Raw genomic sequence first — 26,293 nt, 5'->3', positions numbered from 1 at the left:
TTAGCGCACGCCCACCACTTCGCGTTGACCCCAAGGCGCAATCGGCCCGCCCTCGCGCGCACGGAACGCTTCGGGCAGTTCCTCGACCATATCCCAACTCGCGCCCAGTCGACCGAAACCGACGCAAAGCGCGGCGAAGATGCCAAGCTCGACGATCTCGGCCTCGGTGAAATGCTTCTTCAGCCGCGCGTGATATTCATCGTCCAGCGACAGATGGTTGGTTGCGAGCCGCTCGCCGTAATCGATTGCCAGCTTTTCCCGCTCGGTCAGGTTTTCCGCTTCCGCCGGCCGCTCGAGCGAGCAGACGAGGACCTCGTCGACACCGTCCGCCGCGGCATCGCTGTAGCGCACTGCCATGCAGCTGCGGCACTGGTTGTGGAAGGCAATGCGCAGGCGCATCAGCTCTGTCAGCCGTTCGGGTAGCGTGCGCTCGCCTCGAAGGGCGCCGAAAAAGCCGACAAAGCCAAGTGCCGTTTCGGGCTTGTGCGCCATGATCCGCAAGGTGCCCCGCTCAAGCGGGGTCATCGCGTCCGGGTTGGTCGCGTCGCGCAGCGCCTTGCTCCAGCCATCGTGCTCGATCATCGAAATGCGGGTCATGCGGGCCTCTCCTGCCACCTTCTCTTGTATCCTCGATCACACGGCAGCGTGGCTCTTGCTGCAACGCGCCTTTGCGCTAGGCTCGGCTAAAATCGACGAGAGGATTGCGATGCGCCGCCTGATCATGCCATTTGCCCTGCTGGCCCTTGCCGCCTGTTCCAGCAAGCCGAAGGAGAGCGACGAGCAGGCCATCGCGCAGGTCCAGGCGGCGCAGGACGCCAAGCCGCCGGCGCGGATGATCGATCCGCAGCCGATCGGCTACTTCGAAATACGCGACAACAAGCTGATCGCGGCCGGCTGCAACTTCGTGGCCGATGGCGGCGGGATGGGCGCCACCGCGCTGGCACAGGGCGAAAGGGCGGCGATCAAGCTCGATGGCCATATCGTCGTGCTGGCGGCCGACAAGGGCAGCGCCAGGCTGCCGCAGGAAGCTTGGTCGCATTACAGCGGCAAGGAATATTCGTTGCGGCTGACGCGGATCGACGGTGGCAAGCATGTCGTCAACGGCGCGGTCGAGATGTTCGATGCGCAGCTGACGGTGACCGACCCCTATGACCAGGTGGTCTACAACAGCAAGGGCACTGCCCAGTGCAAGCCGATGTAGCGGCGCGAAGGGCGCGTCGCTTCAGTCGGTTCCGTTCGGATCGCGGGTGCGGATGAAACCGGTCGACTTCATCGTCATCACCAGTTCGCCGTGCTGGTTGAGCACTTTGACCTCGTTGCGGAAGCTGCCCATCTCCGGCCGGGACTTGCTGCGCTTCTTGTCGATGGTGATGCGCTCGCAGGTCAGCGTGTCGCCCGGATAGACGGGCTTGACCCAGCGCAGCTCATCGACGCCCGGCGAGCCGAGCCCGGCCTGCTGGTGCTGCTTGAGTTGCTCCACCAGCATCGCCATCGTCATCGCGCATGTGTGCCAGCCGCTCGCCGAAAGCCTGCCGAAATAGGTCTGCTTCGCGGCTTCATCGTCGAGATGGAACGGCTGCGGGTCGTACTTCGATGCGAATTCGATCACTTCTTCGCGGGTCACGGCATAGGCGCCGAAGCGGTCGGTGCTGCCGGGGACGATATCTTCGTAATACTGCATGCGCTGGAACGTGCCTGCATGGCCCGACTGCGTCAACCGATCAATTAAATCGTCGGCGGGCCGCGTGCACCACGTCGACGGCGGGCACCACGCGGTAGCGTGCGCAGATGAGGCTGAAGAGGCCGAACACCAGAAGGCCTGCCGCCACGAGCAGATGGATCGTCTGCTGGGTGCGCAACTGTTCGAGCACGCCGCCAAGATCGCGGACTTCGGCATGGCGCACCAGCCAGGCCGAGCGCAGCAGCGACCAGCCGACCAGTCCGAACACCACCGCCCGCGCGGCGAGGCCGATCCGGCCCAGCGCTTCGGTCGCGCGCGGTGCATCGCTGGCAATGCGCTTCATGAAGTGCCCCGTGGCCGCACCGAACGCCTGGAACAACGCCGCGATGACGAAGGCGATTCCGGCAAGCCCGACCAGCACCCAGCCGAGCGGCCAGGCCAGCACGCCGCCGGCCATCTCGGCCCCGCCATGCGCGCCTTCGTGCGCGAAGTGCCGATAGCCGAGCGCGAACTTGGCGGCCGCGAACGCCATGCCGAGATAGGCGAGCGCGCCGGCGCCCTGACCGATGCGCACCGCGACGCCCCTGGCATCGTGGCCGTGGCGTTCGAGATCGAACAGCGCGCCCGCCAGCTTGTAGATGCCGTATGCCACCAGGCCTGCGACAAGCAGCGCCAGCGCCAATCCGCCCGCCGGCATGTCCTGCACCATGTCGAACACCGCGTTCTGGCCATCGTCGGCGGCGCTTCGCGTTTCCAGCGCCAGCCAGCCAAGCAGCGCGTAGACCACGCCGCGCGCGGCATAGCCCGCGCGTGCCAGCACATCGGCCCGTGTCAATTTCGCCATCACATCCCCTTGTTTCGACAAGGGAACGGCAATTCGCCCGATTGGCTCCCGCCCAAATGGCGGGGCGTTCGTCAGCGGATCAGACGTTGAACTTGAAGTGCATCACGTCGCCGTCGTGGACGACGTATTCCTTGCCTTCCTGGCGCAGCTTGCCGGCATCCTTGGCCGCCGTTTCACCGCCGAGCGTGACGTAGTCGTCGTAGGCGATCGTCTCGGCGCGGATGAAGCCGCGCTGCATGTCGGAGTGGATCTCACCGGCCGCTTCGGGCGCCTTCGCGCCCTTGTGCACGGTCCAGGCGCGCGCTTCCTTGGGGCCGACGGTGAAGAAGGTGATCAGGTGCAGCAGGTCGTAGCCCGAGCGGATCACGCGGGCGAGGCCGGTTTCGTGCAGGCCCATTTCCTCGAGGAACACGGTGCGCTCCTCGGGATCCATGCCGACCAGCTCCGCCTCGATCGCGGCCGATACGATCACCGCGTTGGCGCCTTCGGCCTTGGCCTTTTCGAACACGCGGGCGGAGAAGGCGTTGCCTTCCGCTGCGCTTTCTTCCTCGACGTTGCAGACATAGAGCACCGGCTTCGAGGTCAGCAGCTGCGCCTGCGCAAACACGCGCGCTTCCTCGTCGTCCTTGGGCACGGTCAGCCGCGCGGGCTTGCCTTCGCGCAGCAGTGCCAGCGCCTGGCCGAGCACCGAGGCGACGATCTTCGATTCCTTGTCGCCCGCAGCGGCCTTCTTCTGGGCGGCGGGAACGCGCTTTTCCAGGCTTTCGAGGTCGGCCAGCATCAGCTCGGTCTCGACCGTGTCAGCGTCGGAGATCGGATCGACCTTGTTGTCGACATGCTGGATATCGTCGTTCTCGAAGCAGCGCAGCACGTGCACGATGGCATCGACTTCGCGGATGTTGCCCAGGAACTGGTTACCCAGGCCTTCACCCTTGGATGCACCACGCACCAGCCCGGCGATATCGACGAAGCCCAGCTGGGTCGGGATGATCTTCTGGCTGCCGGCGATGGCGGCCAGCTTGTCGAGCCGCGGGTCGGGCACGCCGACGTTGCCGACGTTCGGCTCGATCGTGCAGAACGGATAGTTCGCCGCCTGCGCCGCCTGCGTTTCGGTCAGCGCATTGAACAGAGTCGACTTGCCGACATTCGGCAGCCCGACGATCCCGCAACGAAAACCCATCTTCAGCTCACTCCTGGTCTGCGCAGGCCCTTAGGCGGCGCGGACAAATTCCGCAACGGCAGCGCGGGTGCCGCGCCGGGCCGTGCCCGAATAATGTCGGGGACGATTGGAAACCTTCATCCAACGTTTATACCTTTCGGCGAGAGCGGGTCCGAAATGGTGAGAATCGTCCGGATGAACAGCGTTAATCGCCTGCTGGCTCCCGCGATCGGCGGCCTGATGCTCGCCGCGCTGGCCGGCTGTGGCGAGGATCCGGCCAAGCGCTTCGCCCGCGCCGGGCAGGAGTTTGCCCATCACGATTACCTCGCCGCGCAGGCCGATCTTGCCGCCGCGCTGGCCGCCATGCCCGACGATCCGCGCGTGCTGGAGCTTCACGCCCGCAACGCGCTGGCCATGGGCGATGGCGTCGCCGCGGGTGCCAGCCTTCAGAAACTGCCGGCCAATCGTCGCCCCGCCGATTTCCGCCTGCTCGTCGCCGAAGCGGCGCTGCTCCGTGAAAAGCCGGCGGAAGCCCTGGCCGCGCTGGGGGACGACCATTCGGCTTCCGGTCAGCGGCTGCGGGCGCTCGCGCTGCTGGGGAAGGGCGACAAGGATGCGGCCGCGCGCGAATTCACGGCCGGCGTCATTGCCCACCCAAACGATGCCCGTCTGCTTGCGGCCGCCGCGCGCTATCGCCTTGGCGAAGGGGACCGGATCGAAGCGCGCGTCCTCGTCGACAAGGCGCTCAAGGCCGATGGCGGCAGCCTCGATGCCATGATCGCCGACGGCAAGGTCTCGACCGCCGAAGGCGATCTTTCGCGCGCGCTCGCCTCCTACGACAAGGCGGCGCGCGCCTATCCCGGCAATCTTCCCGCGCTGGTCGGCAGGGCAGGCGTGCTCGGCGATCTCGGTCGGCTCGACCAGCTCGAACAGGCCATCGGCGCGCTCAAGGGCGTCGGTAGCGATGCCGATGTCACCTACTTGTCCGCGCGGCTCGCTGCCGCGCGCGGCCAGTGGCAGAAGGTGCGCGATCTGCTGCAGGCGGCCGAGGGCCAGCTTGCCGAACGCGACGATGCCAATGTGCTCTATGCCCAGGCGCTCGTTGCGCTGGGGCAGCCGGAACAGGCGCGCGCGCGTCTTGCCCCGCTGCTGCTGCGTCATCCGGAAAACCTCGTCGTGCGCCGAGAACTGGCCAAGGCGCAGATGGCGGGTGGCGACAATGCCGGCGCGGTCGTCACGCTTCGGCCGTTCGCCACCAGCCGCACCGCCTTGCCCGACGATCTGCGCCTGCTGGCAAAGGCCGCCAAGGACGCCGGCGATGTCGACATCGCCTCGTTCGATGCCCGCGCCCGTTTCCCCAGTCCGCGCGCGATGGGCGCCCTTCTTGCCAATGGCGATATCGCCATGCGCCAGGGCAACTGGGCCAATGCGGTCGATGCCTACGAACGCATCCTCGCCGCCACCGACGGGCGCAACGCGATGGTCCTCAACAACATCGCCTGGGCCGAAGGACAGCTCGGCAATTTCGACAAGGCGATCGGCTATGGCGAGCGCGCCTTTAAGGAAGCACCGGGCAATGCGTCGGTGATGGACACGCTCGGCTGGCTGCTGGTGCAACAGGGCAGGGACCGCGCGCGGGGCGTGCAACTGCTGCGCGATGCCGCTGCAAAGGCGCCCCAGAACCCCACGATCCAGCGCCATTACGCCGAAGCGCGCAAGGGTTAGCCCCAAACGAAAAAGAGCCGACCTTGCGGGCCGGCTCCATCCGTTGTTGCGTCGTCGCTGCGATCAGGCGCGGCGCTGCTGCACCTGGCGCCGGCGGGCGAGGGCCATGCCGGCAAGGCCCATGCCGAACAGGCCCAGCATCCCTGGCTCGGGCACCGAAGTGCCGCCGCTGCTGGTGGTCGATCCCGAAGAGATCGTGCCTGCGCCGCTTGCCGAGCTGATCCCCGGAACGCCGGTGATCGACTGGTACCGCACGAAGAAGTCGCTCAGCGTCACCGCCGAGACGGGCGAGGAGAACGACAGCGAGAACGAGCCGGTGCCCGTCTGTCCCAGCGTCAGGCCGCCGCTGCCACCACCGGCGCACGAACCGGTCGTTGCGTCCTTGAAGCAGACGTCGACGTTGCCGATGCCGTTGGGATAGTTCGAATTGAGCGTGGTCTGCGAGAACGCGCCGGTCGAGGTCGCGCTGGCGATCGTCGGATCGGTGTTGAACGCGAAGCTGGAGATGCGCGAGCCGGTGACCGGCGCGCTGCTGGTGTTCGAAACCGAATAGTCGAAGGTGTAGGTGTTGTTCGACACGCCGGTCAGCGTGAACGTGGTCGAACCGGTCAGGCCGCTGATCGAGGATCCGCCGCTGCCGCTGTAGCCGTTGTAGTTCAGCGTCACCGACTTGCTGATGTCGGTCGAACCAAAGGTCATCGAATCGGCAAATGCCGTGCCGGCAAGCGCGAAGCTGGCCATCGCCGCGAGGCTGGCAATCGAGCGGGACAGGCGCATGAGCGGGACCTTCAATGGTTAAAGTTTGCTGAAAAAGTTATGAGCAAGACATGTGCCAAGCCCGGAAATGCTTGATTCCAGTTGGTTAACTACAGCGTCGTTGTAAACCCGACCGACACGTAACGAAGCGATCGGCCCCCAGCAACCGATCTTGGGCTTGCCAGCGCCACGGCTTGATGATGCGATGCGATCGGCCGGGCCGAAGGGCAGCGCGGCGGCATCGTCGCTGGCGAGATCGCCGGATGGCGGGGGAGCTGAAGGTGGACGGGATGCGGACAATTCACCGAAATTTCAGCCCTCGATGGCAGATCGTGATGCCCATGCGCCTCTCGAGACATTCGCTCGCCCTTGCTCCGCTGCTTCTCGCGCTCGCTGCCTGCGGGAAGGGCGGGGGCGATCATGCCGCCAACGCCCGCGCCGCCTATGCCGCCGACGATTTCGCCGGCGCGCGGGTAGAGGCTCTGGCCGCGCTCGATGGCGATAGCGGCAATGCAGACCTGCTGGTGCTGCTGATCCAGAGCCAGCTGCGGCTGGGTGATGGCGATGGCGCGCAGGCCACCCTGCAGCGGCTGGTCGATGCAGGCCGCAGCGGGCCCGAATTGACGCGCTGGAAGGCTGAGGCCGCATTGCTGCGCGGGCAGGCGCGCCAGGCGCTGGACTGGGTGGGTGACGATCGCAGCCCCTCGGGCTGGCGGATCCGCGCCGCGGCGCTCTATGCGCTCAAGGATTATCCCGGTGCGAACGAAGCCTATCGCCAGGGCATGGCGGGCCAGCCCGATCTTCAGCTTGCCCGCGATTACGCGCGCATGCTGATCGAGGCGCAGGACTGGACCGGCGCAGCCAACACGCTGGCGACGATGCAGCGTCTTGCCCCCAAATCGCTCGACACGCAGCTTATCGCGGGCGAACTCGCGCTCAAGCAAGGCCGGCGGGACGAAGCCGCGAGGATCTACGACGCGGCCATCGCCGATCACCCCAAGCGGATCGAGCCGCTGCTGGCGCGGGCATCGCTCGCCGACATGGCGGGCAAGGTCGACGATGCCGCAGGCTTCGTTTCGCGCGCCGCGGCGATCGCGCCCAACGATTCGCGCGTGGTCGAACTCGGCGTGCAGATCGCGGCGGAAAAGGGCGATTGGGAGAAGGTGCGCACCACGCTAGCGCCGATGGAAGCCGATCTCGATCCGCGCTCGGCCAACGGGCTCAAATATGCCGAGGCGCTGCTGGCGCTGAACCATCCCGAACAGGCGCGCGCCATCTTCGCCAAGGCGGCGCTGCTCTCGCCGCAGAACCCCTATGTGCGGATCATGCTCGGCGAATCCGAACTGGCGACGGGTGATGGCGCGGGTGCGCTGCGCACCATCCGGCCGCTGGCCGACGGAGTGACGGCGGGCCCGCGCGAGCTCGACCTGGCGCTGCGCGCGGCGCGCGCGGCCAACGATCCGGCGGCGGCGCAGTATGCCGCGCGGTTGTCATCGCCGGCGTTCAAGGCTGGGCAGCAGGCGCTGGGCGAGGCGAACGCGGCGCTGATGCGGCAGGACTGGGCCGGGGCGATCGCGGCGGTGCAGCGCATTCCCGGCTACGAGAACGACGCCGATGCGCAGAAGCTGATCGCGTTTGCCTGCAGCAAGGCGGGCCGGGCTGACGAGGCGATTGCTCATGCCGACCGCGCGCTGGAGCTTGCGCCGCGCAACCCCGACATGATTCACCTCGCGGGGCTGGTCCGGCTGGAGGCTGGACGCGACCGCGAGGTGATGGTTCGGCTGCTCAAGCAGGCGAGCGAGGCAGATCCTGCCAATCGCCTGTTCCGCGCCGATCTTGTCCGGAGCGGCACGGCGGGCTGACCCCGCACGCGCCGTCCTTTCGGGAAATCAGCGGCGGCGGCGACGCGCTGCGCCGAGGCCGACGAGGCCCATGGCCATCAGGCCGAGCATGCCAGGTTCCGGAACCTTGGTGCCGCCCGACGTCGTGGTGGTGGTGCCGCCCGAAGTCGTGGTCGTGCCACCCGAGGTGGTCGTGGTGCCGCCCGAAGTCGTGGTCGTACCGCCCGAGGTGGTGGTGGTGCCACCCGAGGTCGAGGTCGTGGTCGACGAGCTGGTGCTCGATCCCGGGCACATGCCGGCGCCGGTCGCGTCACCGCAGTTGCAGTAGTGCGTGTGGAACCAGGTGGCATGGGCCGGAGCCGAAGCCGCGAGCGAGCCCATCAGGGCGGTGGCAATGACGAGCGAACGCTTCATGGTAGATCCCCTTGTACGTCTTGATCGGTTAACCCGGTATTCTGCAAGAGCGGTGCCAAACTCGGAAAACCGCCAATCCTGTTGGTTAACGGGCCAGCGCGGCCAATTCGGTTGTAAACTCTGCCGACTATCCGGACCGGATAGATCGCCGGCCGTTCACAAACCGTTGCCCAAGGGAAAAAGGTTGTTCGCTCAGTCCTGCAGCCGCAGCGCGACATCGTTCATGAAGCGCGTGTCGTCACCCTTGGCGAGCCACTCCGCCTCGGCCGCCATCGCGCCCAGCATGTCGGCCAGATCGTCCTGCTCGGCCTTGACATAGTTCCCCAGCACATGGCCGGTGACCCGGTCCTTGTGGCCGGGATGGCCGATGCCGATGCGCACACGGCGGAAGTCGGGGCCCAGGTGCTGGTCGATCGATCGCAGTCCGTTGTGCCCGGCGGTGCCGCCGCCCTGCTTCACCTTGACCTTGAACGGAGCAAGGTCGAGTTCGTCGTGAAACACGGTGAGGGCATCGGTGCCCAGCTTGTAGAAGCGCAGCGCTTCGCCCACGGCGCGGCCGCTTTCGTTCATGAACGTCGCCGGCTTCAGCAGCAGCACCTTCTGCGTGCCGATGCGGCCTTCCTGGACCCAGCCCTGGAACTTCTTCTGCACCGGGCCGAAGCCGTGGACTTCGGCGATCGTGTCCAGCGCCATGAAGCCCACGTTGTGGCGGTTGAGCGCATACTGGGGGCCCGGATTGCCGAGCCCTGTCCACACCTGCATGATCAATTCCCGAAATGACGCCGCTGCGGCCATGCCAGAAGCGGGCGGGCAAAAAAAGAACCCCTCCGACCCGAAGGCGGGAGGGGCTCCTTTGTGCGTTCGCGGCCTTCCACGCGCAGGCGGAAGTCCACCAGGCCGGACGATCAGTCCTCCTTGGTGGTGTCGCCTTCTTCGCTCTTGAGCGACGACGGGGCGACCAGCGTGGCGATGGTGAAGTCACGATCGGTGATCGCGCTCTTCACGCCGGCCGGCAGGGTCACCGCGCTGATGTGGATCGAATCGCCCACTTCATAGCCCGACACGTCGACGGTGATTTCGTCGGGGATCGCGTCCGGGGTGCAGACCAGTTCCAGCTCGTGGCGGACGATGTTCAGCACGCCGCCCTTCTTGAGACCGGGCGACTGCTCTTCGTTCGCGAACACGACCGGCACGTTCACGTGCACCGCGTGGTCGGCCGAAAGGCGCAGGAAGTCGGCGTGCTCGGGGCGGTCCGAAACGGGGTTGAAGGCAACGTCCTTGGGCAGGGTGCGAACGGTCTGGCCGCCCACGGTCAGCTCGACGATCGAGTTGAAGAAGTGGCCGGTGCCCAGCGCCTTGACCAGCGCCTTTTCTTCGACGTGGATCGCGATGGGTTCCTGCTTTTCGCCGTAGATCACGGCGGGGGTGCGGCCTTCGCGACGCAGAGTACGGGAGGCTCCCTTGCCAACCCGATCGCGCGTCTCGGCAGCCAGCGTAAGCGTCTCGCTCATGGACTGTACCTTCCGAAAATGCTTGTTGTTCCAATTCTCCCGCCACGCCTCCAGGGATGACCACGACGGGGAAGCGGCGGCCCATAGCCGATCGCGCGCGAAAAGCAAGGAAAAGCGCGGGCGGGTGGGACGCTGGTTGTGCCTCCCATCCAGTATCTACCGTCACCCCGGGCTTGACCCGGGGTCCCGCTGTTCTGTGCGCTGGCAAGAAAGAAGCGGGATCCCGGGTCGAGCCCGGGATGACGTAGCTGCTCGCAGCCCTAATCCACCCGCCGCACTTTCCACCCGCGCGCCATCAGCATGCGCGGCAGTCCATCGCTGCCCGCCACGTGCGCCGCGCCCACCGCGATGAAGGGCCTGGCCCCGCGCTTGAGCATCGCGTCGATCTCGTCCGCCCAGGCGCGGTTGCGCCCGGTCAGCAGCGCTTCGTGCAGCTGCGCGTCGGCCAGGAAGCCGGTGGTCGATTCGCGCGCGATGCCAAGCTCGTCGCCGCGCAGCCACAGCTGCATCAGGTCGGCCTCGTCGTCCTTGTCGTCGGTCGCCTCCACCGCGACCTGCTCCAGCAGCACCTGCTGCGCGCGCGCGGGCAGGCGGTCGAACACGCCGAACTGGCCGTCGAGCGTTTCGAGCCCCTCTACCGGCCGCGCGCCATTCATTCGCCGCAGTTCGGGTTCGACCCCGCTGTCGGGCATCATGCCTTCCTTCTGGCCGCTGATCGCCGCGATCTGCAGCGCCACGGCCCAGTCCTCCTGGTCCTTGAACTGATCGTCGGACAGGTTGAGCTTGCGATACGCCTTGGCCAGCGCGTCGCGATACTTCGGACCCACCCGCTGTGATACCGGCGGCAGTCCTTCGGTGAAGGCCACGCGCCCCATCGCTTCGCCCGCGACCTTTTCGTCGAGCGGCTGCCCGATCTCGAGCACCAGCCGGTCGGCGCTGCCCAGGGCCTTCTCGATCGCGGGGCGCTGCCAGTGGAGGCTGGCGGGCAGGGCGTGCACCGTGCCGAACAGCCAGCCGTGCACGGCTCCGGTATCGTCGGTGATTTCCCACAGCGCGACTTTCGGCGCGGCCTCCGTGGGCGTTGCAGGGACGTGGCAGCCGGCCAGCAGCAGCACGGCAAGGACAAGGCGGATCGCTCGGTTCATCGGCAAGCAGCGATGGACCAGCGCGTTCGGCGGCGCAAGCGGCCCGACGGTTGCGGCGAACGGTTGATTTGCGGGCCCTCATCGGCCAAAGCCCGCGCCACCATGGCCTCACCAGCAAAACCACCGCTCAGCCTGCAGGACATGATCCTGCGCCTCCACGCTTTCTGGGGTGAACAGGGCTGCCTGATCCTGCAGCCTTATGACATGCGCATGGGCGCCGGCACGTTCCACACCGCCACCACGCTGCGCGCGCTGGGGCCAGAGCCTTGGAACGCCGCGTTCGTGCAGCCCTGCCGCCGTCCGACCGACGGCCGCTATGGCGAAAACCCGAACCGGCTGCAGCATTACTACCAGTATCAGGTGATCCTGAAGCCGAGCCCGGAGAACCTGCAGGAACTCTACCTGCAATCGCTGGTCGAAATCGGCATCGATCCGCTGGTGCACGATATCCGCTTCGTTGAGGACGACTGGGAATCGCCCACGCTCGGCGCCTGGGGCCTCGGCTGGGAAGTGTGGTGCGATGGCATGGAAGTCACCCAGTTCACCTATTTCCAGCAGATGGGCGGGTTTGACTGCCGCCCCGTCGCGGGCGAGTTGACCTACGGTCTCGAACGCCTCGCCATGTACATCCAGGGCGTCGACAACGTCTACGACCTCGCCTTCAATGCGCCCAAGGGCAATCGCCCCGGCGTGACCTATGGCGAGGTGTTTCTCGAAAACGAGAAGCAGATGTCGAAGTGGAACTTCGAGGTCGCCGATACCGACAGCCTGTTCGAAGGCTTCCGCCGCGCCGAGGAGGAATGCCGCCGCTCATTGGATGCGAACGTGCCCATCGCCGCCTATGAACAGGCGATCGAGGCCAGCCACCTGTTCAACCTGCTGCAGGCGCGCGGCGTGATCAGCGTGCAGGAACGCGCCAGCTACATGGCCCGCGTCCGCGATCTCGCGCGTGGGTCCTGCGAAGCTTACATGGCAAAGTTCAAGGACGAATGGGCCGTGAAGTATCCGGAGTGGGCCGCATGAGCACCGCGTCACCCCGTCCGTCAGCCCTTGGTCCGTTCGTGTCGAGCGAAGTCGAGACACGCCGCCCCCCGCTTCTCGACTTCGCTCGAAGCGAACGGAGTTCTTTCCTGTGAGCACCGCCGATTTCCTTCTCGAACTGCGCTGCGAGGAAATCCCCGCACGCATGCAGGCGGGCGCCCGCGCCGATCTCGAAAAGCTGTTCCGCAAGGAACTGGAAGCAGCGGGCCTCAAGGCCGGCGCGATCACCGTCTGGTCCACCCCGCGCCGCCTCGCACTGATCGCGCGTGACCTGCCGCTGGCGACCGACGCCGTCAGCGAGGAAGTAAAGGGCCCGCGCACCAGCGCGCCCGAGCAGGCCCTGGAAGGCTTCCTGCGCAAGACCGGCCTTACCAAGGACCAGCTGACCGAGCGCGATGGCGTGTGGTTCGCGGTCACCGAAAAGCCCGGCCGCGCCACCGAAGACGTGCTCGCCGCCGCGATCCCCGCGATCATCCGCGCCTTCCCCTGGCCCAAGAGCCAGCGCTGGGGCGCCGCCTCGATCGCCACCGATGCCTTGCGCTGGGTGCGCCCGCTGTCGGGCATCGTCGCGATCCTCGGCGAAGACCTCGTCGAATGCGAAGTCGGCGGCATCCGCTCGGGCTACGCCACGGCGGGGCATCGCTTCCACCACCACGGCGAGATCACCATCGGCGGCGCGCACGACTATGCCGACAAGCTGCGCGCGTGCCACGTGATCGTCGACCATGCCGAGCGTGAAGGCATCGTGCGCGAACAGGCCAAGGCCGCTGCCGCCGCCGCCGGCCTCGTGCTGGTCGAGGACGAAGGCCTCGTCATCGAAAACGCCGGCCTCACCGAATGGCCCGTGCCGCTATTGGGCCGCTTCGACGAAGCCTTCCTCGACGTGCCGCCCGAAGTCATCCAGCTCACCGCGCGCGTCAACCAGAAGTACTTCATCTGCGTAGAAAGTTCCTCCCCGAGCTTGCTCGGGGAGGGGGACCGTCCGCAGGACGGTGGAGGGGCCCCTCCGTCAGACGCTGCCGCGTCTGCCACCTCCCCGAGCAAGCTCGGTGAGGATCGCAAGCTCGCCAACGCCTTCGTCTGCACCGCCAACATCGCCGCCACCGATGGCGGCGCGGCCATCGTCGACGGCAATCGCAAGGTCCTCGCCGCGCGCCTGTCCGACGCCCGCTTCTTCTGGGAACAGGACAAGAAGAAGCCGCTTGTCCAGCACGCCGAAAAGCTCGGCCGCATCACCTTCCACGAAAAGCTGGGCACGGTCGCCGACAAGGTCGAACGCGTTGCCAAGCTTGCCCGCTGGCTGGTCGAGGAAGGCATTGTAAAACCCGCAGACACCACAAAGTCCGTTCGTGTCGAGCGAAGTCGAGACACCGCAAGCAGCCTCTCGACTTCGCTCGAGGCGAACGGTGTTTCCGTTGCTGAACTGGCGGACCAGGCCGAACTCGCCGCCCGCCTGTGCAAGGCCGACCTCGTCACCGAAATGGTCGGCGAATTCCCCGAACTGCAAGGCCTTATGGGCGGCTACTACGCCCGCGCCGAAGGCCTGCCCGATGCCGTGGCGGATGCCATCCGCGACCACTACAAGCCGGTCGGGCAGGGCGATGACGTGCCGACTGCGCCGGTAACGGTGGCAGTGGCGCTGGCGGATAAACTGGATACGTTGGTCGGGTTCTTCCTGATTGATCAGCGCCCCACAGGATCGCGAGACCCGTTTGCGCTTCGACGTGCAGCTCTTGGCGTGCTCGAACTTCTCAACCGGTGTTCACTGCGCGTCTCGATGTGGGAGGCAATTGCGAAGGCACTCGCCGCATTTACAAAGCAGCTTGTTTCTGACGACATGGCGGAAGCTTCCTATGAAGCTTTTCAAACAAACCAGAAGGCAGTGTTTACGACACTTCCTGACTTCTTCGCCGACCGCCTCAAAGTGCAGCAGCGCGAAGCCGGCGTCCGCCACGACCTGATCGACGCGGTGTTCGCTCTGGGCGGCGAGGACGATCTCGTCCGCCTGCTCGCCCGCGTCCATGCGCTGCAGGCCTTCGTCGGCACCGAGGATGGCACCAACCTGCTCGCGGGCTACAAGCGCGCCGCCAACATCCTCAAGAAGGAAGAGGCGAACGACCAGACCGCCGGCGCCCACGGCGAAGGCGTCGTGCCGCCCACCGGCGAGGAAGACCCGCTCGTGCTGGTCGACGATCCCGCGTTCAAGGACATCGCCGCGCAGTTCGCGCATCCCGAACGCACGCTTTCCTACCAGCCGGAGCCGGCCGAAGCCGCGCTGATCGCCGCGCTCGATGCGGCCGAACCCCAGGCGAGCGACGCCGTCGCGGCCGAGGATTTCACCGCCGCGATGGCCGCGCTGGCCAGCCTGCGCGCGCCGATCGACGCGTTCTTTGATCAGGTGACGGTCAACGATGCAGATGCGAACAAGCGCGCCTCGCGCCTCGGGATCCTGTCTCGCTTCCGTGCTGCAGTGCACAAAGTTGCAGACTTTTCCCGCATAGAGGGCTAATCGAGGGAACAAGGCCGGACGCGAAACGTCCGGCCCGAGACGTAGTTTGGGAGCATCGATACACCCATGAGCGCATACGTATTCCATTTCGGCGGCGGCGCAGTTTCCAGCGATCCGCGGTCGAAGGACAAGACCATCGTGGGTGGCAAGGGCGCAAACCTTGCGGAAATGGCCAGCATCGGCCTGCCAGTCCCGCCGGGGCTGACGATCAGCACCGAAGTCTGCGCGCTCTACAATGAAAACGGCAAGACCTTCGATGCCGACCTGCGCGCCGCGGTCGCCGCTGGTGTCAAGCACATCGAATCGGTCACCGGACGCGGCTTCGGCGATGCCGCCAACCCGCTGCTCGTCTCGGTCCGCTCGGGCGCACGCGTCTCGATGCCGGGCATGATGGACACCGTGCTCAACCTCGGCCTCAACGACGCCACGGTCGAAGGGCTCGCTGCCGGTTCGGGCGATGCGCGCTTCGCGTGGGACAGCTACCGCCGCTTCATCCAGATGTATTCGGACGTGGTGCTCGGGCTCGATCACCACCGCTTCGAAGATGCGCTCGAAATCGCCAAAGAAGACAACGGCTTCTTCAACGATGTCGAGATGCAGGCCGAACACTGGCAGGCGCTGGTGGGCGAATACAAGGCGATCGTTGCCGAAGAGCTCGGCCGCCCGTTCCCGCAGGACGTCGAAGAACAGCTGTGGGGCGCCATTGCCGCCGTGTTCGAAAGCTGGGAATCGGATCGCGCCAAGGTCTACCGCAAGCTCAACGACATTCCGCAAAGCTGGGGCACCGCCGTCAACGTGCAGGCGATGGTGTTCGGCAACATGGGCGATACCAGCGCCACCGGCGTTGCCTTCACCCGCGATCCCGCGACCGGCGAGAAGGCCTACTACGGCGAATGGCTGGTCAACGCGCAGGGCGAGGACGTCGTCGCCGGCATCCGCACCCCGCAGTACCTGACGCTGCGCGCGCGCGAAGCGGCAGGCGCCAAGCCGCTGTCGATGGAAGAGGCGATGCCCGCCGCCTATGCCGAGCTCGCCCATGTCTTCGAGCTGCTCGAAAAGCACTACAAGGACATGCAGGACATCGAGTTCACCGTCGAGCAGGGCAAGCTGTTCATGCTCCAGACCCGCTCGGGCAAGCGCACCGCCAAGGCCGCGCTCAAGATGGCGGTCGACATGGTCGGCGAAGGGCTGATCGACGAAGCCACCGCGATCCGCCGGATCGACCCGATGGCATTGGACCAGCTGCTCCACCCCACGCTCGATCCCAAGGCCACGCGCGATGTGCTGACCCGCGGGCTTCCTGCAAGCCCCGGCGCGGCTTCGGGCGCGGTAGTGTTCGATGCCGACACAGCGCAGACGCTCGCCGAACGCGGCGATGCGGTGATCCTCGTCCGCGTCGAAACCAGCCCGGAAGACATCCACGGCATGCACGCGGCCAAGGGCATTCTCACCGCGCGGGGCGGGATGACCAGCCATGCGGCGGTTGTGGCGCGCGGCATGGGGCGGCCTTGCGTTTCGGGCGCATCCGCCCTGTCAATCGACATGAAGACCCGCACCGCGCGCATCGGCAACCGCGAGATTGCCGAAGGCGACGTCATCACGCTCGATGGCTCGAACGGCGATGTCATGGCGGGCAAGGTGCCGACCGTGGAGCCCGAACTGGTGGGCGACTTCGGCACGCTGATGGTCTGGGCCGACAAGCACCGGCGCATGAAGGTGCGCACCAACGCCGAAACTCCGCTCGATTGCCAGGTCGCGCGCCAGTTCGGCGCCGAAGGCATCGGCCTGTGCCGCACCGAGCACATGTTCTTCGAAGCGGGCCGCATCAGCGCCGTACGCCAGATGATCCTCGCCGAAGACGAAGCCGGCCGCCGCGCCGCGCTCGCCAAGCTGCTGCCCGAACAGCGCAGCGACTTCCAGGCGATCTTCGAAGTCATGGCGGGCCTGCCGGTCACCATCCGCCTGCTCGATCCGCCGCTGCACGAATTCCTGCCCCACGCCGATGCCGAGTTCGCCGAACTCGCCGAAGCGACCGGGCTCGGGGTCGACCACCTCAAGCGCCGGGCCGGGGAACTGCACGAATTCAATCCCATGCTCGGCCATCGCGGCTGCCGCCTTGGCATCACGTTCCCCGAGATCTACGAGATGCAGGCGCGCGCGATCTTCGAAGCGGCCTGCGATGTCGCGGCGGCCAGCGGCGATGCGCCGATCCCCGAAGTGATGATCCCGCTCGTCGCCACCAGGCGCGAACTGGAAATCCTGCGCGCGCTGGTCGATCGCGTGGCGGGCGAGGTCTTTGCCGAAAAGGGCCGCACGCTCGACTACATGGTCGGCACGATGATCGAACTGCCGCGCGCCGCGCTGATGGCGGGCGAGATTGCCGAGGAAGCGAAGTTCTTCAGCTTCGGCACCAACGACCTCACGCAGACCACGCTCGGCGTCAGCCGCGACGATGCCGCGCGCTTCCTCAACCCTTACGTCGACCAAGGCATCTATCCGCGCGATCCGTTCGTCAGCCTCGACATCGAAGGCGTCGGCCAGCTGGTCGAACTCGCCGCCGAGCGCGGTCGCAAGACCCGGCCCGATCTCAAGCTCGGCATCTGCGGCGAACACGGCGGCGATCCCGCCTCGATCGCGTTCTGCGAAAAGACCGGGCTCGATTACGTCTCGGCCAGCCCCTACCGCGTGCCGATCGCCCGCCTTGCCGCTGCGCAGGCCGCGCTCGGCTGAACCGGAAAAGGGCGGCGGCACCATCCGGTCCCGCCGCCCGTTCGATCCTTCGACCTCGCGCCGATCAGTACTTGTAGGACTGGCCGCCATCGATCGGCACGGTCGCGCCGTTGATGAACGGCGCTTCGCCCGAAAGCAGGAAGGCTACCAGCGCGGCCACTTCCTCGGGCCGCCCGAAGCGCTTCATCGGGTTGACCGAAACGAACTGCCGCCCGGCCTCTTCCCAGTTCTCGCCGCCGATCTGGCGCAGCGATCCCTCGACCATCGCGGTCATGATCGCGCCCGGCGCAATCGCGTTGATCTGGATGCCGTGCACTCCGTACTCCACCGCCGAATTGCGGGTCAGGCCGACCACGCCGTGCTTGGCGGCGGCATAGCCGCTCTGGTTGCCAACGCCCCGGATGCCGCCCACCGATGCCGTGTTGACGATCGCGCCCGATCCCTGTTCGCGCATCACCTTGAGCACGGCGGCAAGGCCGAAGAATACGCCGTCGAGGTTGACGGAGATCACGCGGTGGAACTCCTCCGCGCCGAAGTTTTCGGTCAGGTTCTGGCGCCCTTCGATGCCTGCGTTGTTGAAGAACCCGTCGATCCGGCCATGCGCTGCTACCGCCGCGTCGACATAGGCCTGCACTTGCGCGGCGTCGGACACGTCGGCCTGCACCAGCGTGACCTTGGCATCGGTGGGCAGGCTCGCCTTGGCGGCATCGAGCCAGTCCTGGCGCAGATCGACCAGCACCTGCGTCGCGCCTTCCGTCGCCAGCCGCTGCACGGTGGCAAGGCCCAGGCCCGATCCGGCGCCGGTGGTGATGACGACCTTGTCCTTGAAACGCATCGGGTAATCCTCTCGCTGGTTCCGGCCTGTGCCGGATCGCAGGCGAAGGTGGCGGCGCACGGGGGCCGCCTCAACTGATGGAAACGCGAGTTCTCAGAACTTGGGCGCGCGCAGCGGCTTGGCCCAGCCGCTCAGGGTCACGATCTCGAAGCGTTCGACCACGCGCCCATCGTTGTCCGCCGCTGCGGCAAAGGCGGCCTCGGCCCGAGCCAGCCCAGCCTTGCCCAAGGCCGGGCCACCGCGGGCCAGAACCGCCGAAAGGCCCTGTTCGCGCAAGTCCGCGACCAGCCGGCGCAGTGATCGGAACGCCACTGTCAGCGTGCGCGAATCGGCCACCGGATCGGCAAAGCCGCAGCGCTGCACCAGCTGCGCGCCGGCGCGCACGTCGACTTGCGGATGGATGCGCGGGGCAGGGCGCTCGCCATCGGCGGCCAGCATGATCGCTCGCAGCGCCGGCACGCTGCCCGCGCCGATGAAGCTGATCACCGCGAGCCCGTCGGGCGCCAGCGCGCGCCGCCCGTGCACCAGCGCGCCGGGCAGGTCGTTCACGCTATCGAGCGTGCCGAGGCTCACCACGAGGTCGAACCCGCCGAAGGGGTAGGGGGCTTCCTCGTCGAGTTCCTGTTCGCCTGGAAGCGGCGCGGGGTCGGCCACCACGACCTCGCACCCTTGCGCGCGCAGCGCCGCCGCGACCTGCCCGGTCACGTCGCCGATCAGCAGCGCCCGGCGCGGTTCGTGGCGCAGGAAGCCAAGGCGCTCGAGCACGTCCTCGGCCATGTCCTCGGCCAGGTATCGCGCGGCATCGGCCCTTTGTTGCAAGCGCCGCATCCGCCGCCGCACGGCAAGGCGCCGGGCAGGGGAGAAGATCGTGGGCGGAGTCTGGGGGGGAAGCGCGCTGGCCATGGCGCGTGCCTGCCCGCCCGGCACGCTCTTGCCAAGCCCCCCGCTTTGCGCGGAGTATCGCGGCATGACCGCCCCCGCGCTGTTCGTGCCGCTGCTCGACCTGGTGTTCCCGCCGCGCTGCCCCTTGTGTGGCGAGGCGCTGGCCGAGCAGGGCGGCTTGTGCAGCGCATGCTGGAGCACGCTGGTGGTGCCGGGCGATCCGTCCTGCAGCCGCTGCCAGCGACCGCTTGCCCAGACTGACGCACCTGCGGACGTGGCGCGCGATTCGGACCGGCTGGTCTGCGCCGCCTGCCTGGTCCACCCGCCGCGCCATCACGGCATCAGCGCCGCCACGCTCTACACCGCGCCCTCGCGCAAGCTGGTGCTCGCCTTCAAGCACGGCCGCCGCGTCGCGCTCGGCGCGCTGCTCGCGCGGCTGATGGCGGCGCGCGTGCCCCCGCTCGATGGGCCATGGCTGGTCGTGCCGGTGCCGCTGCACCGCTGGCGGCTGTGGAAGCGGGGCTACAACCAGTCGGCGGTGCTGGCGCAGCACATTGCCCGCGCACTCGGCCAGCCGCTGTGCATCGATGCGCTTGAACGCACGCGCCGCACGCCCTCGCTGGGCGGGCTCGACCGGCGCACCCGCGCCCGGGCGCTTGCCGGCGCGATCCGCGCCAACCCTGCGCGCAGCGGGCGAATCGCTGGCGCCAGCGTGCTGCTGGTCGACGATGTGCTGACCAGCGGCGCCACCACCGATGCCTGCATCAAGGCGCTGCGCCAGGCGGGCGCGGCGCGGGTGCGCATCGCCTGCTTTGCCCGCGTGCTGGACGAAGCGATCGACGATGCGACGCAGGCCGCCGGCCCGGAAAGCCAGGCAGCGGCGTGAAGTCCGGGCGAAGGAGTCCCGCATGCCGGGCGTTGAAGGGGGCGAAGCGGGAAGGGCCCTGAAACGAGAAACGCCCGGAACCGAAGTCCCGGGCGTCCTCGTGACGAAATGCTGGCGCCGCTCTCGCGTCTGGCTGATCCCCCCGAACCAGCCGTCGCCGTATCCCTCATCGTTCCAGTACCCTGCCGCCCGGTGTCACCGCGGGATCGGCTCGGGCAAAGGCCCCTCGTTTTTTCCCTGAACTTTGGCGCTTCGCGCCGCCTTTCGGCGGTCCAGATGCGGCTCCCTCAAACCGCATGGTCTTCATCCACGATCCCCGCCCGCGACGAAAGTCCCATGTGCGCGGCGCATGGATTTTCGGCGCCATCTGTGGTTATCGTGCAACAAACCACCATTGTGGTGAGGTAACGATCCGAAAGGCCTGTCCCATTTCCGCGCATTCTTCCGAAACCGAGCTGCGCGAACAGGGCGCCGTGTTCATGCCCCGGTTCGATTCCGCCGGGCTCGTCACCGCGGTGGCGGTCGATCATGCCAGCGGCGCGCTGCTGATGCTGGCGCACATGGATGCCGAAGCGATCGCGAAAACGCGCGAGACCGGATTCGCCCACTTCCATTCGCGTTCGCGCGGGCGGTTGTGGATGAAGGGGGAAAGCAGCGGCCACGTGCTCAAGGTGATCGAGATCCGCGTCGATTGCGACCAGGACGCGCTGGAACTGCGGGTCGAGCCGGCCGGCCCTGCGTGCCACACGCTTGCGCCCTCGTGCTTCTACCGCCGCATCGAAGACGACGGCAGCCTCGCCCGGATCGCGGACGCCTGACGGCATTGACGCTTACGTAAAGGTTAGCTAGGTTGCGGCCATGTCGTCGCAGCCGCTCACCCAGTCCGTCGCCCAAAGCGCCGATCACACCGGCCACCTCGACCAGCCCGATGCGCTGGCGCGCGAGAATTTCACCATTTCCGATCTCTCCGCCGAGTTTGGAGTGACCGCCCGCGCGCTTCGCTTCTACGAGGACGAAGGGCTGATCTCGCCGACCCGTGTCGGCCTGTCGCGCATCTACTCCAAGCGCGACCGCGCGCGGCTCGCCTGGATCATGCGGGCCAAGAACGTCGGCTTCAGCCTGTCCGAAATCCGCGACATGATCGATCTCTACGATCTCGACGATGGCCGCGCCGAACAGCGCCGCGTCACCATCGCCAAGTGCCGCGAACGGATCGACATGCTCCAGAAGCAGCAGGCGGACATTGCCGCCACCATCGATGAACTCACCAGCTTCGTCGACCTCGTCGTCTCGCGCGAGCGCGCCGCCGGCCGCGACGTCGACTGACCCGTACCCTTAGCAGAAGGCACCCCTCATGCCCGTTTACAAGGCGCCCACGCGCGATACCCGTTTCGTGCTCAACGAACTCGTCCGCCTCGAATCCTATGCGAACCTTCCCGGGTTCGAAGGCGCCACCCGCGACATGACCGACGCGGTGATCGAGGAAGCGGGCCGCTTCACTTCCGAAGTGCTCGCGCCGCTGAACCAGGTGGGCGATCGCGAAGGCTGCACGCGCCATGCCGATGGCAGCGTCACCACGCCCACCGGCTTCAAGCAGGCGTACAACCAGTTCCGCGAAGCGGGCTGGGGCACGCTGACCGCGCCGCAGGAATTCGGCGGGCAGGGCCTGCCGCACGCGCTGGGCTTCGCCTTCGAAGAATACATGGGCGAATCCAACCAGGCCTTCGCGATGTACCCCGGCCTTGCCGCGGGCGCGATCTCGGCGATCCTTGCCAAGGGGTCTGACGAACAGAAGGCCAAGTACCTGCCGCGCATGATCTCGGGCGAATGGACCGGCACCATGAACCTGACGGAGCCGCAGTGCGGCACCGACCTCGGGCTCATCCGCACCCGCGCCGAACCGCAGGCCGATGGCTCCTATGCCGTCACCGGCACCAAGATCTTCATTTCGGCGGGCGACCACGATCTGGCCGACAACATCATCCACCTCGTGCTCGCCAAGACGCCGGGCGCGCCGGATTCGACCAAGGGCATCTCGCTGTTCATCGTGCCCAAGGTGTTGGTGAACGAGGACGGCTCGCTGGGCGAGCGCAATGCCGTGTCGGTCGGCTCGATCGAGCACAAGATGGGCATCCACGGCAACGCCACCTGCGTGATGAACTACGATGGCGCCAAGGGCTGGCTCGTGGGCGAGGAGAACAAGGGCCTCGCCGCGATGTTCATCATGATGAACGCGGCGCGCCTCGGCGTCGGCATCCAGGGCCTCGCACAGGCCGAAGTCGCCTACCAGAACGCGGTCGCCTATGCCGGCGAACGCCGCCAGGGCCGCTCGCTCACCGGCGCCAAGGACCCCGCCGCCAAGGCCGATCCGCTGTTCGTCCACCCGGACGTTCGCCGCATGTTGATGGACGGCAAGACCTTCATCGAAGGCATGCGCGCGCTGTGCCTGTGGGGCGGCCTGCTGGTCGACCTTTCGCACAAGGCGGCGACCGAGGCCGAACGGCAGGAAGCCGACGACCTGATCGGCCTGCTCACCCCCGTGATCAAGGGCTACGGCACGGACATGGGCTACAAGGTCGCCACCGACATGCAGCAGGTGTGGGGCGGCCACGGCTACATCGTCGAAAACGGCATGGACCAGTTCGTGCGCGATGCCCGCATCGCGATGATCTACGAAGGCGCCAACGGCGTCCAGGCGATGGACCTTGCCGGGCGCAAGTTGGCGCTCAACGGCGGCCGCGCGATCCAGGCCTTCTTCAAGCTCGTCGACGACGAATGCGCCGAAGGCAGCGACAACGACGCGGTCGGGCTCGTTGCCGAACGCCTTGCCAAGGTGAATGGAGAGCTGAAGGCATCGACCATGTGGTTCATGTCCAACGCGATGGCCAATCCCGACAACCTCGGCGCCGGGGCCTATGCCTACATGACGCTGCTGGGCATTGCCGCCACCGGCCTGATGTGGCTGCGCATGGCCAAGATCGCCGCGCGCGCCGACGGGGGCGAGGAGCCTTCGTTCTATGCCGCTAAGCTCGTCTGTGCAAAGCACTGGGCGCTGCGTTCCGCTCCGCATGCAGGCGCGCTGCGTCGCGAGATCGAGGCGGGGGCGGATACCATCATGGCGCTGCCGCCCGAAGCTTTCGCGGCCTGACCGAATAGTCGTCCTTGACCAACTCTCTCCCGGCGGCTTAACCACGCGGTTAAGATTATCCGGGAGAGAATGATGGCCAAGCGCAGCCCCAGGGAGCTTATCGAGCTTTACTGGACCGAGGTCTGGAACAACCGCAAGGTCGAGATGATTGCCGAGCTTTGCGCCGATCCGATCATCCGCCACGATCCCGGCAGCGTCACCGCGCTTAGCCTCGAAGACCAGATGGCCCGCGTGCGCCAGCAGTCCGAGCGCGCCGAACCCTACTTCACCCACGAAGTGCTCTGTGCCGACGACACTTACGTCACCTCGGTGTGGAACATGCACACGCGCAAGGGCGAGCGGATCGACCTGTGCGGGATCGAGGTGTTCAAGGCTGTCGACGGCAAGTTCACCGATTGCTGGAATTCAAGCTACACCCCGGGCCGCTGGGGCGTGGAGGGTGACAGCTCAGTCCCGCAGGACCTGCCCGAACCGGCGCTGATCGCCACCGTCGACCAGATCACGCCGACCTGGATCCAGGCCATGCTGCAGCACGCGGGCGTTGCGTCGCCGCGTGTCAGCCTGCTTGCCAACAAGGCGATCGGCCATGGCAACATGTCGCAGACCATCCGCACCCAGATCACGTACAACGCCAACGCCGCCGACGCGGTGGGCGCGGTGGTGTGCAAGATCACCTCGGCCATCCCGCAGGCGATCGAAATGGCGGGCGCGGCGCAGGTTTATGCCCGCGAATGCGCGGTCTACGAATTCCTCGGCGAAAACCCGCCGCTCGCCACCCCGCGTGCCTTCTGGCGCAAGGTCAGCGACGATGGGCGTGGCATCAACCTCGTGATGGAAGACTTGTCCGAACGGACTCGCGCGGGCGACCAGATCGCCGGCTGCTCGGTGGCAGAGGCCCATGCCGTGGCGGCCGAACTGTCCAAGCTCCATGCCGCGAGCTGGGGCGATCCGCGTCTCGAAGGCGCGTCCTGGCTGCAGGATCGCGCGGGCGGGGCCGCCGAATCGGCGCAGGGCTATGCCGCCGCCGCCGCTGAATTCCGCAACCGCTTCACCGGCCGCCTCGCTCCCTCCGTGCTCGACGCGATCGACGCCTTCGTGCCCCGCATGGAGGCCGCCATCCGCACCGCGGCGCAGGGCGAAACGCTGGTCCACGGCGAACCGCGCGTCGATAACGTGATGTTCGAAGATACGCCGGACGGTCCGCGCGCCTGGCTGATCGACTGGCAATTCGCCACCAAGGCGAGCCCGATGCTCGATCTCGCCTATTTCCTTGCCGGATCGCTCACCCCCGACGATCGCCGCGCTTGCGAAAACGCGCTGATCGAAGCGAGCGTGGCGACCGTGGGCAAGGTCGCGCCGGAATGGACGCTGGAACGCGCCCGCGCCGATTATGCCGCCGCACTGCCCATCGCGCTGCAGTTCACGGTCGGCGCGATCATGGCCATGCCATCCACCGAGCATAACGACCGCCTGCTGATGACGCTGGCGGAGCGCAATGTGGCCGCGCTGAAGGACTGGAAGCTGGTCTAGCCCAGCACTTCGTCGAGCAGCGAGGTCAGCGCCGCCCACGATTGCCGGTCGGCGCTGGCGTCGTAGCCGATGGCCGGCAGGCCGCGCGCGTCGCTGCCGGGATCGGTGAAGCCGTGCTTGACGCCCGCATAGCTGTGGAAGTGCCACTTCGCGCCGACCGCGTCCATTTCCTCCCAGAAGGCAAGGACATGGTCGCGCGGGGCGAGCGGGTCGGCATCGCCGTGGCAGACCAGCACGCGCGGGCCGATCGCCTTGTCGGCCTTGCGGTCGGTGGTGAGAATCCCGTGGAAGCTCGCCACCGCCAGCAGGTCCTGCCCGTCGCGCGCGGCTTCGAGCACCGCCTGCCCGCCCATGCAGTAGCCGATGGCCGCCAGCGGCAGGCCCGCCGCCGCCGGGTGCGTCCGCAGCGCGGCGATGCCCGCCGCGATCCGCCCGCGATAGGCGTCGACGTCTGCCTTCAACGTGGCCGACAGCGTTTGCGATGCGGCGAAGTCGGCTGGCGTTTCGCCATAGAAATCCGCGATCAGCGCGACGTAGCCGGCATCGGCCAGCATCTGCGCGCGCCGGTCCATTGGGGCGTTGCGGTTCATGATCGTGGGGAAGATCACGATGCCCGCCTTCGCCGCGCCCTGGGGCAGCGCCAGCCACCCCGTGAGCGCGACGTCGCCGTCCTGGTAGTCGACCTGCTGGAGCGCCATGCGGCTTACTCCGGCAGGAAGTCGGGCACCGACAGGTAGCGTTCGCCGGTATCGTAGTTGAAGCCGAGCACGCGGCTGCCGGCGGGAAGCTCCTTCAGCTTCTGCGCGATGGCGGCCAGCGTCGCGCCCGAGCTGATGCCCACCAGCAGGCCTTCCTCGCGCGCAGAACGACGCGCCCATTCCTTGGCGTCGGCCGGATCGACCTGGATGGCGCCGTCGATCGACTGGGTGTGCAGGTTGCCGGGGATGAAGCCTGCGCCGATGCCCTGGATCGGGTGCGGCGCGGGCTGTCCGCCCGAAATGACCGGCGACAGCGTCGGTTCGACCGCCCAGGCCTTGAGGTTGGGCCAGCTCTTCTTCAGCACTTCGGCGCAACCGGTCAGGTGGCCACCGGTGCCGACGCCGGTGATCAGCGCATCGATCGGCGTGTCGGCGAAGTCCTTCAGGATTTCCTGCGCCGTGGTGCGCACGTGGACGGCGATGTTCGCGCCGTTCTCGAACTGCTGCGGCATCCACGCGCCGTCGGTCGTCTCGACGATTTCCTGCGCGCGGGCGATCGCGCCCTTCATCCCCTTTTCGCGCGGCGTCAGGTCGAAGCTGGCGCCATAGGCCAGCATCAGCCGGCGCCGTTCGATCGACATCGATTCGGGCATGACCAGGATCAGCTTGTAGCCCTTGACCGCCGCAACCATGGCGAGGCCGATGCCTGTGTTGCCGCTGGTCGGCTCGACGATGGTGCCGCCGGGCTTGAGGCTGCCGTCGGCTTCGGCGGCCTCGATCATCGAAAGGGCGATGCGGTCCTTGATCGAGCCACCGGGATTGGTGCGCTCGCTCTTCACCCATACCTCGTGGTCGGGAAACAGGCGGGACAGGCGCACGTGCGGGGTGTTGCCGATGGTGGCGAGAACGGAATCCGCTTTCATGTCGCTATGCTCCCAGGTGTTGAGCGTTGAATGTG

At 67.1% G+C, this 26,293-nt stretch carries 24 protein-coding genes; 11 read left to right on the top strand and 13 right to left on the bottom strand.

Annotation, left to right across the window (positions count from 1 at the left end; genetic code table 11):
- Complete coding sequence (locus tag AACH40_RS09605) at positions 1 to 597, bottom strand: carboxymuconolactone decarboxylase family protein (RefSeq protein WP_338642227.1); 597 nt, start codon at positions 595 to 597, stop codon at positions 1 to 3.
- 109 nt (positions 598 to 706) lie between these two features.
- On the opposite strand from AACH40_RS09605, the gene AACH40_RS09600 reads away from it, so the two are divergent.
- Entirely contained in the window at positions 707 to 1,201 is a 495-nt protein-coding gene (locus AACH40_RS09600) for a hypothetical protein (protein WP_338642225.1), read from the top strand.
- 21 nt (positions 1,202 to 1,222) lie between these two features.
- On the opposite strand, the gene AACH40_RS09595 is transcribed toward AACH40_RS09600, so the two are convergent.
- From AACH40_RS09595 to ychF, 3 genes are all read right to left on the bottom strand, one after another.
- Positions 1,223 to 1,681 (bottom strand): MaoC family dehydratase, encoded by a 459-nt coding sequence (locus AACH40_RS09595; RefSeq protein WP_338642223.1) that lies wholly within the window; start codon positions 1,679 to 1,681, stop codon positions 1,223 to 1,225.
- Between the two features lie 40 nt (positions 1,682 to 1,721).
- On the bottom strand, positions 1,722 to 2,525 hold the full coding sequence (locus tag AACH40_RS09590; RefSeq protein WP_338642221.1) for a DUF1206 domain-containing protein: 804 nt from the start codon (positions 2,523 to 2,525) through the stop codon (positions 1,722 to 1,724).
- Between the two features lie 79 nt (positions 2,526 to 2,604).
- The gene (ychF, locus tag AACH40_RS09585; RefSeq protein ID WP_338642220.1) at positions 2,605 to 3,705 is read right to left on the bottom strand and encodes a redox-regulated ATPase YchF; all 1,101 of its coding nucleotides are present in this window, start codon (positions 3,703 to 3,705) and stop codon (positions 2,605 to 2,607) included.
- Positions 3,706 to 3,879: 174 nt separating this feature from the next.
- Between ychF and AACH40_RS09580 the strand changes: the two genes are divergently transcribed.
- On the top strand, positions 3,880 to 5,409 hold the full coding sequence (locus AACH40_RS09580) for a tetratricopeptide repeat protein (protein WP_338642218.1): 1,530 nt from the start codon (positions 3,880 to 3,882) through the stop codon (positions 5,407 to 5,409).
- A 63-nt stretch (positions 5,410 to 5,472) separates the two neighbouring features.
- Here AACH40_RS09580 and AACH40_RS09575 read toward each other — a convergent pair whose 3' ends face one another.
- Entirely contained in the window at positions 5,473 to 6,186 is a 714-nt protein-coding gene (locus AACH40_RS09575) for a cistern family PEP-CTERM protein (RefSeq protein WP_338642217.1), read from the bottom strand.
- Between the two features lie 314 nt (positions 6,187 to 6,500).
- Between AACH40_RS09575 and AACH40_RS09570 the strand changes: the two genes are divergently transcribed.
- Positions 6,501 to 8,027: a tetratricopeptide repeat protein gene (locus AACH40_RS09570; protein WP_338642216.1), complete on the top strand. Its 1,527-nt coding sequence runs from the start codon at positions 6,501 to 6,503 to the stop codon at positions 8,025 to 8,027.
- Between the two features lie 27 nt (positions 8,028 to 8,054).
- Here the strand turns inward: AACH40_RS09570 and AACH40_RS09565 are convergent, their stop codons facing one another.
- From AACH40_RS09565 to AACH40_RS09550, 4 genes are all read right to left on the bottom strand, one after another.
- On the bottom strand, positions 8,055 to 8,420 hold the full coding sequence (locus AACH40_RS09565; RefSeq protein WP_169493542.1) for a PEP-CTERM sorting domain-containing protein: 366 nt from the start codon (positions 8,418 to 8,420) through the stop codon (positions 8,055 to 8,057).
- 192 nt (positions 8,421 to 8,612) lie between these two features.
- Positions 8,613 to 9,182 (bottom strand): aminoacyl-tRNA hydrolase, encoded by a 570-nt coding sequence (gene pth / locus AACH40_RS09560; RefSeq protein ID WP_338642212.1) that lies wholly within the window; start codon positions 9,180 to 9,182, stop codon positions 8,613 to 8,615.
- A 143-nt stretch (positions 9,183 to 9,325) separates the two neighbouring features.
- Entirely contained in the window at positions 9,326 to 9,931 is a 606-nt protein-coding gene (locus AACH40_RS09555) for a 50S ribosomal protein L25/general stress protein Ctc (RefSeq protein WP_169493540.1), read from the bottom strand.
- Between the two features lie 260 nt (positions 9,932 to 10,191).
- A complete protein-coding gene (locus AACH40_RS09550; protein WP_338642209.1) occupies positions 10,192 to 11,076 on the bottom strand; it encodes a TraB/GumN family protein in 885 nt (294 codons plus the stop codon).
- A 102-nt stretch (positions 11,077 to 11,178) separates the two neighbouring features.
- Between AACH40_RS09550 and AACH40_RS09545 the strand changes: the two genes are divergently transcribed.
- From AACH40_RS09545 to ppdK, 3 genes are all read left to right on the top strand, one after another.
- On the top strand, positions 11,179 to 12,099 hold the full coding sequence (locus AACH40_RS09545) for a glycine--tRNA ligase subunit alpha (protein WP_338642207.1): 921 nt from the start codon (positions 11,179 to 11,181) through the stop codon (positions 12,097 to 12,099).
- A gap of 163 nt (positions 12,100 to 12,262) precedes the next feature.
- On the top strand, positions 12,263 to 14,626 hold the full coding sequence (locus AACH40_RS09540) for a glycine--tRNA ligase subunit beta (protein WP_338646028.1): 2,364 nt from the start codon (positions 12,263 to 12,265) through the stop codon (positions 14,624 to 14,626).
- 66 nt (positions 14,627 to 14,692) lie between these two features.
- On the top strand, positions 14,693 to 17,356 hold the full coding sequence (gene ppdK / locus AACH40_RS09535; RefSeq protein WP_338642206.1) for a pyruvate, phosphate dikinase: 2,664 nt from the start codon (positions 14,693 to 14,695) through the stop codon (positions 17,354 to 17,356).
- Positions 17,357 to 17,420: 64 nt separating this feature from the next.
- Here the strand turns inward: ppdK and AACH40_RS09530 are convergent, their stop codons facing one another.
- Positions 17,421 to 18,191 (bottom strand): glucose 1-dehydrogenase, encoded by a 771-nt coding sequence (locus tag AACH40_RS09530; protein WP_338642205.1) that lies wholly within the window; start codon positions 18,189 to 18,191, stop codon positions 17,421 to 17,423.
- Positions 18,192 to 18,284: 93 nt separating this feature from the next.
- Positions 18,285 to 19,094, bottom strand: coding sequence for a class I SAM-dependent methyltransferase (locus AACH40_RS09525; protein ID WP_338646026.1), 810 nt, complete (start codon positions 19,092 to 19,094; stop codon positions 18,285 to 18,287).
- A 64-nt stretch (positions 19,095 to 19,158) separates the two neighbouring features.
- Here AACH40_RS09525 and AACH40_RS09520 point away from each other — a divergent pair, with 64 nt between their 5' ends.
- From AACH40_RS09520 to AACH40_RS09500, 5 genes are all read left to right on the top strand, one after another.
- Positions 19,159 to 19,959: a ComF family protein gene (locus tag AACH40_RS09520; RefSeq protein WP_338642204.1), complete on the top strand. Its 801-nt coding sequence runs from the start codon at positions 19,159 to 19,161 to the stop codon at positions 19,957 to 19,959.
- A 479-nt stretch (positions 19,960 to 20,438) separates the two neighbouring features.
- The gene (gene hisI, locus AACH40_RS09515; RefSeq protein ID WP_338642202.1) at positions 20,439 to 20,777 is read left to right on the top strand and encodes a phosphoribosyl-AMP cyclohydrolase; all 339 of its coding nucleotides are present in this window, start codon (positions 20,439 to 20,441) and stop codon (positions 20,775 to 20,777) included.
- A gap of 40 nt (positions 20,778 to 20,817) precedes the next feature.
- On the top strand, positions 20,818 to 21,285 hold the full coding sequence (locus AACH40_RS09510; protein ID WP_169493533.1) for a MerR family transcriptional regulator: 468 nt from the start codon (positions 20,818 to 20,820) through the stop codon (positions 21,283 to 21,285).
- A 28-nt stretch (positions 21,286 to 21,313) separates the two neighbouring features.
- Positions 21,314 to 23,107 (top strand): acyl-CoA dehydrogenase C-terminal domain-containing protein, encoded by a 1,794-nt coding sequence (locus tag AACH40_RS09505; RefSeq protein ID WP_338642199.1) that lies wholly within the window; start codon positions 21,314 to 21,316, stop codon positions 23,105 to 23,107.
- Positions 23,108 to 23,176: 69 nt separating this feature from the next.
- Positions 23,177 to 24,637 (top strand): phosphotransferase, encoded by a 1,461-nt coding sequence (locus AACH40_RS09500; protein WP_338642198.1) that lies wholly within the window; start codon positions 23,177 to 23,179, stop codon positions 24,635 to 24,637.
- Here the strand turns inward: AACH40_RS09500 and AACH40_RS09495 are convergent.
- Both AACH40_RS09495 and cysK read right to left on the bottom strand, forming a co-directional pair.
- On the bottom strand, positions 24,634 to 25,335 hold the full coding sequence (locus AACH40_RS09495) for a dienelactone hydrolase family protein (RefSeq protein WP_338642197.1): 702 nt from the start codon (positions 25,333 to 25,335) through the stop codon (positions 24,634 to 24,636). The two genes, AACH40_RS09500 and AACH40_RS09495, sit on opposite strands and share 4 nt — an antisense overlap.
- A 5-nt stretch (positions 25,336 to 25,340) precedes the next feature.
- Positions 25,341 to 26,258 carry a cysteine synthase A gene (cysK, locus tag AACH40_RS09490; RefSeq protein WP_338642196.1) on the bottom strand — a complete coding sequence of 306 codons (918 nt, stop codon included), beginning with the start codon at positions 26,256 to 26,258 and terminating at the stop codon, positions 25,341 to 25,343.
- Positions 26,259 to 26,293 lie beyond the last annotated feature (35 nt).

Source organism: Novosphingobium olei (assembly GCF_037076535.1).
In the GTDB taxonomy this organism is placed as follows: Bacteria; Pseudomonadota; Alphaproteobacteria; order Sphingomonadales; family Sphingomonadaceae; genus Novosphingobium; species Novosphingobium olei.
Note: the sequence above shows the minus strand (reverse complement) of the source record. Positions and strands in the feature narration are given on the sequence as shown.